Origin of the sequence: Paenarthrobacter sp. NPDC018779 (genome assembly GCF_044391085.1) — a bacterium.
Lineage (GTDB): Bacteria > Actinomycetota > Actinomycetes > Actinomycetales > Micrococcaceae > Arthrobacter.
On record NZ_JBIRZS010000006.1, the window covers coordinates 187779 to 198551 of the forward strand.

9 protein-coding genes are annotated in these 10773 nt (G+C 63.4%); 4 read left to right on the forward strand and 5 right to left on the reverse strand.

Features of this window, described 5'->3' with window-relative positions; genetic code table 11:
* Positions 1-28 precede the first annotated feature (28 nt).
* The 4 genes from ACH488_RS09735 to ACH488_RS09750 all read right to left on the reverse strand — a co-directional run bounded on the left by ACH488_RS09735 (position 29) and on the right by ACH488_RS09750 (position 5611).
* A complete protein-coding gene (locus ACH488_RS09735; protein ID WP_397323851.1) occupies positions 29-826 on the reverse strand; it encodes an ATP-binding cassette domain-containing protein in 798 nt (265 codons plus the stop codon).
* Positions 823-2934 (reverse strand): dipeptide/oligopeptide/nickel ABC transporter permease/ATP-binding protein, encoded by a 2112-nt coding sequence (locus tag ACH488_RS09740; protein WP_397323853.1) that lies wholly within the window; start codon positions 2932-2934, stop codon positions 823-825. Before ACH488_RS09740 ends, ACH488_RS09735 begins: the two co-directional genes overlap by 4 nt.
* Before the next feature lie 3 nt (positions 2935-2937).
* Positions 2938-3894 carry an ABC transporter permease gene (locus ACH488_RS09745; protein WP_397323854.1) on the reverse strand — a complete coding sequence of 319 codons (957 nt, stop codon included), beginning with the start codon at positions 3892-3894 and terminating at the stop codon, positions 2938-2940.
* Between the two features lie 94 nt (positions 3895-3988).
* A complete protein-coding gene (locus ACH488_RS09750; RefSeq protein ID WP_397323855.1) occupies positions 3989-5611 on the reverse strand; it encodes an ABC transporter substrate-binding protein in 1623 nt (540 codons plus the stop codon).
* 324 nt (positions 5612-5935) lie between these two features.
* Here ACH488_RS09750 and ACH488_RS09755 point away from each other — a divergent pair, with 324 nt between their 5' ends.
* Positions 5936-6664: a FadR/GntR family transcriptional regulator gene (locus tag ACH488_RS09755; protein ID WP_397323857.1), complete on the forward strand. Its 729-nt coding sequence runs from the start codon at positions 5936-5938 to the stop codon at positions 6662-6664.
* 104 nt (positions 6665-6768) lie between these two features.
* Here the strand turns inward: ACH488_RS09755 and ACH488_RS09760 are convergent, their stop codons facing one another.
* Positions 6769-7389 carry a TetR/AcrR family transcriptional regulator gene (locus ACH488_RS09760; RefSeq protein WP_397323859.1) on the reverse strand — a complete coding sequence of 207 codons (621 nt, stop codon included), beginning with the start codon at positions 7387-7389 and terminating at the stop codon, positions 6769-6771.
* A 146-nt stretch (positions 7390-7535) separates the two neighbouring features.
* Between ACH488_RS09760 and ACH488_RS09765 the strand changes: the two genes are divergently transcribed.
* Genes ACH488_RS09765 through ACH488_RS09775 form a run of 3 tightly spaced genes read left to right on the forward strand, consistent with a single transcriptional unit; the run spans position 7536 to position 10502 of the window.
* A complete protein-coding gene (locus ACH488_RS09765; RefSeq protein WP_397323860.1) occupies positions 7536-8771 on the forward strand; it encodes an MFS transporter in 1236 nt (411 codons plus the stop codon).
* The gene (locus ACH488_RS09770) at positions 8764-9549 is read left to right on the forward strand and encodes a cyclase family protein (protein ID WP_397323861.1); all 786 of its coding nucleotides are present in this window, start codon (positions 8764-8766) and stop codon (positions 9547-9549) included. The genes ACH488_RS09765 and ACH488_RS09770 overlap by 8 nt, the downstream gene beginning before the upstream one ends.
* Positions 9546-10502: a fumarylacetoacetate hydrolase family protein gene (locus ACH488_RS09775; RefSeq protein WP_397323862.1), complete on the forward strand. Its 957-nt coding sequence runs from the start codon at positions 9546-9548 to the stop codon at positions 10500-10502. The genes ACH488_RS09770 and ACH488_RS09775 overlap by 4 nt, the downstream gene beginning before the upstream one ends.
* Positions 10503-10773 lie beyond the last annotated feature (271 nt).

A 10773-nucleotide genomic window follows, 5' to 3' on the forward strand; every position in this document is an offset into this window, starting at 1 on the left:
CGTTGTTTGTATCTTGTGAAGGGAAAAGCTAGATGTGGAGCAGGCTGGGCGCGGCGCCCAGGAGCTTCCGCGTGTAGTCGTTGCTGGGATTGTCGAAGACCTGCGCGGCTGTGCCTTGTTCGACGATCTTGCCGAAGTACATGACGCAGATCCGGTCCGAGACGTAGCGGACGGTCTGGATATCGTGCGAAATGAACACCATGCCCAGGTTCAGTTGCGTCTTCAGGTCGGACAGCAGGTTCAGCACCTGTGCCCGGACCGAAACGTCCAGGGCTGACGTCGGCTCGTCCGCCACGATGATGTCCGGTTCCAGCGCCAGTGCCCGGGCGATCGCCACGCGCTGGCGCTGGCCGCCGGAAACCTGCGACGGCGTCACTTCGGCCGCCGATTGCGGGAGACCAACCAGCGCCAACAGTTCGCGGACCTTGGCGGCGCGGCTGGAAGCGTTGCCGACGCCGTGGACCTGCAGGGGATCGGTCAGGATGTCCTGGATGGTCATGCGCGGGTTCAGGGCCGTGGACGGATCCTGGAACACCACGGAGACGGAACGGCCGAACTCGCGGCGCATGGCTGCGCTGCGCTTGATGGCCGGCTTTCCGTGGAACAGGACACCGCCCGACGTCGGGGGCTGGAGTCCCACGAGCACTGACGCGAGGGTGGACTTGCCGCAGCCGGACTCGCCAACGATTCCAACGGTTTCGCCGCGGCTGATGCTGAAGTCCACGCCGTCGACGGCCTTGACGATGTTCGGCCGGAACAGGCCACCGGTGCGTGCCCGGTGATGGACCTTGACGTCCTTGAGCTCAATCACTGGCGTGGCACTCACTTTGCGTCCTCCTTCAGGTGGCTCGCCCAGTAGTGGTCGGCATCGTCACCGTTCGCCGACGCGACAGTGGTGAGGACCAGTTTCTGGTGGGGATCGGCGTCGGGCCGCAACGAGCGGGCCGCGAAACGGTCGCCCGTGGCGAAATCGCGCGGCGACGGGACCGTGCCGGGGATCTGGTGGAGCCGTGTGGCGTCGGCTTCGATGGAGAGCACGGCGCCGAGCAAGCCCCGGGTGTATTCGTGCTTGGGATTCTGCAGGAGTTCCGAAGCTTGTGCGGATTCCACCACTTGGCCGGCGTACATCACGGTGATGCGGTGGGCCAGGGAAGCCACCAACGCGAGGTCGTGGCTGACGAACACCATGGCGAATCCGAGCTGCTCGCGGAGTTCGTTGAGGAGGTCCACAACCTGCTTCTGGACCGTGACATCCAGGGCAGTGGTGGGCTCGTCGGCTACCACGATCTTCGGCGAACGGGACAGCGCCATGGCAATCAGTACGCGCTGGCGCTGGCCGCCGGAGAGCTCGTGCGGGTAGCTGGCCAGGGTCCGGACAGGATCCAGCTTGACCATTTCCAACAGCTCCGCAGGCGACTTGCGGCCCCCGCGCTTGGTGAGCTGTTCCATCTGCTCCTTGATCTTCATGGACGGGTTCAAGGAACTCAACGCGTCCTGGTAGACCATGGCGATCTGCTCACCGCGAAGGCCAACGTAGGCTTTCGGGTTGCTGTGCTTGGTGTTGGCGTCCAGGAGTTCCTTGCCATCGAACTTGATGGATCCGGTGACCTGCGCCGTCTTCGGGAGGAGGCCCATGACGGCCAGTGAGGTGATCGACTTGCCGCAGCCGGACTCGCCCACCAGCCCCATGGTTTCGCCCTCCCGGACCGTGAAGGACACGTTGTCCACGATCGCTGTTTCGCCGAAGCGGCCAGGGAAGCGGATGGACAGGTTCTTCACTTCAAGGACGTTGCGTGCGCCTGCCTGTACCTGCGGGAGGCGGTCGGTGCGCTTCGCTTCGATTTCTGCCAGCAACGCAAGTTCCCGGTCCAGGAGGAGGTGCGGGTTGGCGGCGGCGGTCCGAAGATCGGTGAGCAGGCCTGACTGGCCACGCGCGTCGCTGAACGTATCGCCGGAAGCCGCCCGTACGCCGTCGAGCTCGTGTTCCTCAACAACGGAAGGCTGGGCGACTGACGTTGCCACCTCGGTGTCCACGGTGACGGAGGCGGAGGAACCGTCGTCGTCCTTCACCACGGGAGCCCGGCGAAGCTTGGGGTTAACCATCGCGTCGGTGAGGCCCTCGGCGAGGATGTTCAAGGACAAGACGGTCAGCAGGATGGTGAGGCCCGCGAAGGTGGTGGCCCACCAACCGCCGGACAGGACCAGGTTGCGGCCGTAGGAGATCACGTTGCCCCACGACGGAGCAGGATCCTGCACACCGGCGCCCAGGAAGGAGAGGGAGGCTTCGAGGATGATGGCGTCGGCCACCATGACGGTTGCGAACACCAGCACGGGAGCGGCAGTGTTGCGGACAATGTGCTTGACCAGGATGTAGAACCGGCCGGCACCCATGACCCGCTCTGCCCGGACGTAGTCTTCGCCGTACTGGGCCAGGACGTTGGCGCGGACCACGCGGGCCAGTTGCGGGGTGTAGATGATGGCGATCGCGATGATGATGGTCGGGACCGAGTTGCCGAACGCCGCCAGGAGTACTGCTGCCAGGGCGATGCCCGGGAAGGCCATCAGGATGTCCATGATGCGCATGATGATCTCGTTCACGGACTTGCTGGACGTCGCGGCGAACGAACCCAGAAGTGCGCCCACCAGGATCGCGAGGCCCACGGCGCCGAGGCCGATCATCAACGAAGACTGCGCGCCGAACAGGAGCCGGGAGAAGATGTCACGTCCCAGGCGGTCCGTGCCGAAGAAGTGTTCGGCGCCGGGAGGCGTGGCCGGGATGAAGGTCTCCAGCGGATCATGTGGTGCCAGGACAGGAGCCAGGATGGCCGCGAGGGTAATGAGGATGAGGAAGGCCAGGGCGATGCGGGAGCCCCAGGGCAGGGCTTTGAAACGAAGGCCCGGGGCGCTCAGCCGTTCTGCGAGCTTGCTGCGCATGAGCTATACCGTCCTGATTCGGGGATTGATGAGCAGGTAAAGAAGGTCCACCACGATGTTCACCAGAACGAACGTGACCGAGATGGTGAGCACCACGCCCTGGACCAGGTTGACGTCCAGGTTGGTGATGCCGTTGAGGATCAATTGGCCCATGCCGGGCAGGGCGAAAATCATTTCAATCACGACGGCGCCACCCAGCAGGTAGCCGACGCGGAGTCCCAGCACGGTCACCGGGGTGACGAGCGCGTTGCGAAGGACGTTCTTTGACACGACCTCGCGGTAGGGGACACCGTTGCCGATCGCTGTGCGGACGTAGTCGCGGTCCAGCTCTTCCACCATGGAGGTCCGTACCACGCGGATCAGCGAGGCGGACACGGGAATGCCGAGCGCCAAAGCCGGGAGCGCCATGGAGTTGAGCCAACCGCCAAAGCCGGATTCCGGCGTCGCGATTCCGCCTGAGGGGAACATCGGGTTCTCGCCCAGCGCGAACCACTGGATGAGCAGGATGCCGAGCCAGAACGACGGCGTGGCGATCGCGGCAATCGAGAAGACTCGGACCAGCTGGTCCTGCCACTTGTCGCGGTAGAGGGCGCCGAGGATGCCGAACGCCAGCGAAAGCACAATGGCGATGAGCACGCCCAGGAACGTCAGCTGCAATGTCAGGGGGAAGGCCGAGCCGATCATCGAGGCGACGGACTTGGCAGGGGGAGTGGTGACCCCGAGATCGAACTGCAGGAGCTTGCCGAGGAAGCGGAAGTACTGCAGGACCAGGGGATCGTTGAGGCCATTCTCCTGGCGGTACTGCTGCTTCGCTTCTTCGCTGGCGCCGTCACCGAGGGCCGAGCTGGCCTGGTCGCCGGGAGCGGCCTGCAGGACGAGGAAGACGAGCAACGTGATGCCCAGGATCATCAATGGCAAGGCTGCAAGTCTGCGGCCAAGCAGACGCAATATCGTGACCAATTTGTTCTCCGGTTGGTTGGAAATTTCTTGGCTTGCGGGGCCCGCTCTGCGTGCTAAGTGGGGGTTTTAGCGCGCAGAGCAGGCCTCACAAGGCTTAGGCAGTTCGTCCGACGTCGACGAACGACAGGCCCGTGGTGGGCAGCGGCTTGAAGCCGTTGAGCTTCTTCTCGTCCCACGCACTGGGGAGCTGGCGGTGGAAGATCGGGTAGAGCGGAAGTTCCTCGGAGACCAGGTCCACGATTTCGCCCACGGTCTTCTTGGCTGCGTCGCCGGAGGCCTGCGAACCCTTGTTCATGAGGTCCTGCAGCTTGGTGCGCTCCGGAGTGGTCCAGAAGGCGCGCTTTTCCATCCAAGTGGCTCCCGAGTAGAACCAGCTCAGGAGCAGGTCCGCGTCGTTGCCGAAGACGGACGGATCGCCGGGGGCAGCCACAACGGTGTAGTCGCCCTTGCCCACACGGTCGCTGTACAAGGCGCCTGACTGGAGGTTCTTGACGGTGACCTTGACGCCGGGGATCTTGTTCCAGGACTCGAGGATCAGCGGAGCCACGTCCTTGACCCACGCGGTGTCCGTGGTGAGCAGTTCGAATTCGAGGTTGCTGACCCCGGCCTGCTTGAGCAGGTCTGCAGCCTTGGAGGCGTCGTAGCTGTAGACGTTCTTGGCCTTGACGTAGTCTGGATGGCCTTCCTGGAAGTAGGAGCTCGCGGCCTTGGCGTTGCCGAAGAGGGCCTTCTTGATGATGGCTTCCTTGTCCATGCCGTAGTGCAGGGCCTGGCGGACCAGCTTGTTGTCGAACGGAGCCTTGGCGCAGTTGAACATGAGGAACAGCAGGCCGAAGGACTGGACGGATTCAACTTTGACCTTGGACTTCAGGCCGTCGACGTCCAGGTAGGGAACATCCTCAATGGCCTGCACACGGCCGGATTGGACTGCGGTGACGCGGGCAGCGGCATCGGAGAGCAGCAGCCAGTTCATGCCCTTGGCCAGCGCGGGCTTGGGGCCGTTGTAGTCTGCGAACGCTTCGAACACGATCTTGTCGTCCTTGACCGCGGACACCAGCTTGTAGGGACCGGAGCCCACCGGCTTGGCGTCGAAGGCCTTGAGGTCGGTGGCGAGTGCCTTGGGGACGATCTTGACCACGGAGATGCGCGGGCCGAATCCGGGGAAAGCGTACTTGAGCGTGAATTCCACGGTCTTCGCGTCCACCGGCTTGACGTCCTGGATGAACGGAATGAACTGGGAGAACAGGGACTTGTTGGCCGGATCCATCACGCGGGTGAAGGAGAAAGCGACGTCCTCGGTGGTGACAGGGGAGCCATCGTGGAACTTGGCGCCGTCGCGGATGGTCACCTGATAGGTGGTGTCGTTGACCTTCTTGGGGTCCGAGGCCGCGAGGGCGTTGTACGGCTGGCGGGTGGCCGGGTGCAGTTCGATGAGGCCTTCGAAGATGTGCAGGTTGGCGGCCATTGGAGTTGCGCCGGAGGAGCTCAGCGGGTCGAAGCCGGTGGAGAGGGCGTAGGAGATTCCCGCCTCGATGATGAGGTCCTTGTTCACCGCCGCCGTGTTGCTTGCGTTGCTGGTGGTGGTGCTGGCAGCGCCGCCGCACGCAGAAAGGGTCGCCGTGAAGGCGGCTGCTGCACCAACTGCGCCGCTTAGCTTCAGGAAGTTCCGGCGGCTGGCGTCGTTGACCAGCGGCAGGCTGTGGATCGTCTTGCTCATAGGGTGCCTCACCATTCGAGTTTCGTGGGTTATCGGATGTAGGACGTCCGATGCTCGTATGGAAACTGTAAGGGCGGTCACAACGGAACGTCAAGCGGGAGTCGGGTGCCGGGGGAGCTGGCGGGGCCTCCGTGACCGGCGGTACAGGCCAGTATTGGCGGGAAATCCGAGGAATTCCCGCTACATACTTATAAAGGACGTGGGACATCCGATATTGTATGTTGCGAGTCACTCATTCTGCGGTGGGCGCTAAGCTCGCCTCAATATTAACACCGCACCTTCATCCGGTCTTGGCCGGTCGGGTGCATTGGCAAGGAGAGCGCCATGACAACTTCCGGTGTGGTTCCGCAAGCGCGGTTCAGTGCACAGGCACGCCTGCGTGCTTTGCAGTCGGACATTATGGAGCTGATCCTCGAACGCGAACTCGAAGCCGGCGATCCCTTGCCCACGGAAAGCGAGCTGTCCGTTGCCCTGGGCGTCGGCCGGAACACGCTCCGTGAGTCCCTGAAGGTGCTCCAGGCTCTGGGTGTCATCGAGATCCGCCACGGTTTCGGCATGTTCGTGGCCCCCAGCAACTTCGATGCACTGGCCGATGGCCTCACGTTCCGCGGCCGGTTGTCGCTGCGGCACCAAGGTCTCGAAGCCCTGCAATTGGTGGATGTCAGGCAGGCGCTCGAATCCGGACTCATCGGCACGTCCATCGATGTCATGACGCCCGAGCAGCTTGCCTTGATCGAGGAAGCCGTCAAGCAGATGGAAGACCTGGCCGCCGCCGGCGAGAACTTCGTGGCCGCCGACGCGGAGTTCCACCGCCGCCTCTTCGAACCCCTCAACAACGAACTCCTGATCAACCTCATGGGCGTCTTCTGGAAGGTTTACCGGAAGATCCATGTAGAGATCGGTGCGGGCAACGAGGATCTGGTGAAGACCGCGGCCATCCACCGCAACATCTACGCCGCAGTTGCTGCCGGGGACAAGGTACTCGCCGCTGAGCTCCTGAATCGCCATTTCGACGGCATCCGCCGCCGCATCAGCGAGGCCGTTGGCGAGTAGCGCACGCAAACGCAAGGGCCGCCGTCGTACTTGGCCCCCAACTGGGTCGCAGTTCACGTCGTTCCCAGCGCTGAGAACGACCTGATCTGCTACTTACTTGGGTGCTAGCCGCGCCAGCCGGCCACGAGGACTGAGCGCAGGTAGTCGTAGCGGAAGTCGTTGATGTCTTCACGTTCCGAGAGGGACGCGATCCTGTGGGGGAGGGCCGTGCCTGTCAACGCGCCGACGCCAAAGAGGTACGCCCATTCGTGGAAACCCGGCGGCTTGTCCGGCAATGCCTGGCGCATCACTATGATGAAGTCCCGCGCCATCGGGTCGAAGTATTCGGCGAGGATGCCGCGCTCATGGGCGGTCGGATCTGAGGCTTCGCGGAGGACCAGCCGCGCGAAGAGCTTCCCATCCGGCGTTTCCTGCGCCTTGAGCGTGGGCAACAGGAACGCTTCAACAATCCGTTCGACGGCGTCACTCGCCGAGGTGTCGACGGCGAGTACCTCCCGGCGGCGTTCCTCGTTGAGGTGTTGGTACCGGGCGAACACTGCCTTGTAAAGATCCAGCTTGGTGGCGAAGTGGTAGATCACCAGCGGTGCCGTGGTGCCAATTTCCTCGGCGACGGCCCGCATGGTGGTTGCTTCGAAGCCGCGGTCCGCGAACATCCTGACGGCGACATCCAGGATCTGCTCGCGCCGCCGCGTTCCTGCGGTGTTTCCCTGCACTTCTGTGGACATGTTTTCCAGCCTATAGCTCCGTGGGTTCCGTGGGCGTTGACACAAACTGAATGGGTGTATAAATTCTAGTCCAGCAGAAACTGAATGGGTGTCTAAGTTTGTTTCTGCTCCGGGCAACGTCGCCCGCTTCAGAAGGGATCCCCGCCATGAAACGTGGAACCAAATGGTTCATCCTCATTGGGTCGTTCGTCATCTACCTCTTTGATGCCCTGGAAATCGCAGTGCTCTCCTTCGCGTTGCCAGCCATCAGCGCCGAGTTGGGGCTGACGCCTTTGGCGGGAGGTTTGCTGGCCACCGCCACGCTCCTGGGCATGGGGTGTTCCAGCGTGATCACGGGCTGGCTGGCGGACAACCGCGGCCGCCGATTGGCCCTGATCGTGTCCATGGTGGTCTTTGTGGCACTGACCTCCGCGCTGTTCGTGGTGCCCAACTACGGCGTGTTCGTAGCTTTGAGGTTCCTTGCGGGCATTGGCTTGGGTGGTGTGTGGTCCGTTCTGTCCACCTACATCGTCGAGTCCTGGCCACCGTCACAGCGCGGGCGGGCTGTCGCTTTCGTCCTCGCGGCCTACCCATTGGGCGGGGCAAGCGCGGCTTTGATTGCTGGCTTCTTCATGCCGGATTGGCGGCTGCTGTTCCTGGTCACCGGGTTGTCGGCGCTGGTTCCGTTGCTGATGGTGGTGTTCTTCTTCCCGGAGTCCAAAGCCTGGCTCGTCGAGCGGGCGGCGCGTTCGGCCGTCGTCGGCCGCCCTGCCAGCGTGACCGCACGGGAACTGTTCACTGGTCCATACCGGCGCCGCACCATCATTGCCACCTTGGTGGCTGTCTGTGCGTTTATTGGTTTCTATGGCGCTTCCACGTGGCTGCCCAGCTACCTTTCGAGCGAGCGGGGACTGGACCCACGGCAAGTGAGCTTTTTCATGACAGTACTGAACCTGGGCATGTTCCTTGGGTACCTCGCTTTCGGTTGGGTGGCGGACAAGATCGGCCGCCGCAACGCGATCATTCTTTCCCTGGCAGGAACGGGTGTGCTGATGCCTCTCTACGGACTGGTCACCCACCAGTCAGTCCTGCTCTGGATGGGGCCGCTCTATGCCTTCTTCATGACCTTCGCCGGGCTTTTCGGTTCCTACCTCGGCGAGCTCTACCCAACCCGGATCCGCACCACGGGTGCAGGGTTCTGCTTCAACATTGGCCGTGGTATTGCCGCGTTCGCACCGCTGGCCATGGGCGGAATCGCTGCCTCGTGGGGCTTCTCTTCCGGTCTCATCCTCTCCGGGGCGGTGTTCTTGCTGGGCGCCTGCCTCATGTTCTTCCTGCCGCAGACGCACACTGCTGCTGTCGCCGAAATCCATCCAGACAAGGAACCCGCAACACATGCCTAAGCTCGTAGACCTTTCCGTGAGCCTCAGGGCCAACATCGCCTCCGACCCGCCGGGCCTGACCCCGGAGATCGAATACTTCGGCCATCAGGAAACCGCCCGCGATCTGGTCTCCTTCTTTCCCGGCATGACCGAGTCCGACCTGCCCGGAGGGGAAGGCTGGGCCATCGAACGCGTCACTGCCACCACGCACACAGGAACGCACCTGGATGCCCCCTACCACTACGCCTCCACGATGGACGGCGGCGCCCGGGCCATCACCATTGACGAGGTTCCGCTGGAATGGTGCTTCGGCAGGGGAGTGAAACTGGACTTCCGGCATTTCGACGACGGCTACGTGGCCACAGCGTCGGATGTGGAAGCGGAACTGAACCGGATCGGCCACGAGATTGCACCGGGCGACATCGTGGTGGTCAACACCGCTGCCGGCACCCGCTACGGCTTGGACGACTACCTGTCCACAGGATGCGGAATGGGCCGTGAAGCGACGCTCTACCTGACAAGCCGAGGTGTCCGAGTGACCGGTACCGATGCCTGGAGTTGGGATGCCCCGTTCATCCATACGGCCAAACGATATGTGGAAAGCGGAGATCACTCCCTGATCTGGGAGGGCCATAAAGCAGGCATGGAGATCGGCTACTGCCACATCGAAAAGCTCAGCAACCTCGAGGTCCTTCCGAGCACTGGCTTCCAGGTCTCCTGCTTCCCGGTGAAGGTCCACGGTGCGTCGGCCGGCTGGACCCGTGCCGTCGCAATCCTGGACGAGGAGGTTGCGAGGTGAAGTTCTTCAGGATGGTGCACGACGGCGTACCTCGCCTTGGGCTGGCCGACGACGGTTTGGTTTCGGGCCGGCTTTACCCGGAAGGCCTTGAGGCCTTCGACGTGATTGCCTGGCCCTGGCAGTCCTCCACTGGTGCACTGGTGGACCTGCAGGACGCCGAGCTCCTGCCGCCGCTTGAGGTCACGAGCATCCGGGACTTCATCACCTTTGAGCAGCACACGGTGGGTGCCCTCCGCTCCGTTGCTCCGGACAAGGGCATCCCCCAGGCCTGGTACGACGCTCCCGCGTTCTACTTCACGAATCCGCACGCGGCCATTGGCCACAACGCCACCGTCCCGATGGCACCGGGAACCCGGCAATTCGACTTCGAACTGGAAGTAGCCGCAGTGATCGGCGCCGACGGATACAACCTCTCAGTGGACGAAGCCGAGGAACACATCGTCGGTTACATGATCCTGAACGACTGGTCGGCCCGGGATCTGCAGCGGGCCGAGATGGCTGTGGGACTCGGACCCGCGAAAGGAAAGGACACGGCCACCTCGCTGGGCCCCTTCTTCGTTACCAAGGACGAGGTTGCGGATGTCACCTCGGATGGATTCCTGGATCTTGGCGTGAGCGTGTCCGTTAATGGGGAACTCCTGGCCACGGATTCCCTGGCCAACATGGCGTGGAGCTTCGCTGAGTTGGTGGCCTATGCCAGCCGCGGCACGTGGGTGCGGCGAGGAGACGTCCTCGGTTCCGGTACCAGCGGTGGCGGATGCCTGGCCGAGTTCTGGGGTTGGCACGGTTCGGTCTCGCCACCTCCGTTGAAGATCGGGGACGTCGTAAGCCTGACGGTGGAGCGGCTCGGGACCCTGACCAACGTGATTGGTGAGGCTGCGCCCTTTCATCCCGTGCCGCGCGCCCGCCGCAGGGCCTACGCCCCGCCAACGCCGTTCGCTCCGGGCGCCTGAGCTGCGCGGCACCCAGCCGTATCTGTATTCAAAAGGCAAGGGCCGCCGTCGTACTTCCGCAAAAGTACGACGGCGGCCCTCGTCTTAGCGTCCCGGCCGCCCCAACTGGGTCGCAGTTCAGGCCGTTCCCAGCGCTGGTAACGACCTGAACTGCGACCCAGCGTGTGAGCGCCGCTGGCGCGCCGTGGGGCCGGGAAAGTATGCGGGGTGGCTCGCCAGGGCTCTGGCGGGCTCTGGCCTTCCGGGTAGATCATTGGACTGTCCGTCTCGG

What these genes read in the sequence shown, in the direction of transcription:
- ACH488_RS09740 (WP_397323853.1), bottom strand. Translation starts at nt 2,934, where the DNA reads ATGCGCAGCAAGCTCGCAGAACGGCTGAGCGCCCCGGGCCTTCGTTTC.
- ACH488_RS09750 (WP_397323855.1), bottom strand. Translation starts at nt 5,611, where the DNA reads ATGAGCAAGACGATCCACAGCCTGCCGCTGGTCAACGACGCCAGCCGC.
- ACH488_RS09755 (WP_397323857.1), top strand. Translation starts at nt 5,936, where the DNA reads ATGACAACTTCCGGTGTGGTTCCGCAAGCGCGGTTCAGTGCACAGGCA.
- ACH488_RS09760 (WP_397323859.1), bottom strand. Translation starts at nt 7,389, where the DNA reads ATGTCCACAGAAGTGCAGGGAAACACCGCAGGAACGCGGCGGCGCGAG.
- ACH488_RS09765 (WP_397323860.1), top strand. Translation starts at nt 7,536, where the DNA reads ATGAAACGTGGAACCAAATGGTTCATCCTCATTGGGTCGTTCGTCATC.
- ACH488_RS09770 (WP_397323861.1), top strand. Translation starts at nt 8,764, where the DNA reads ATGCCTAAGCTCGTAGACCTTTCCGTGAGCCTCAGGGCCAACATCGCC.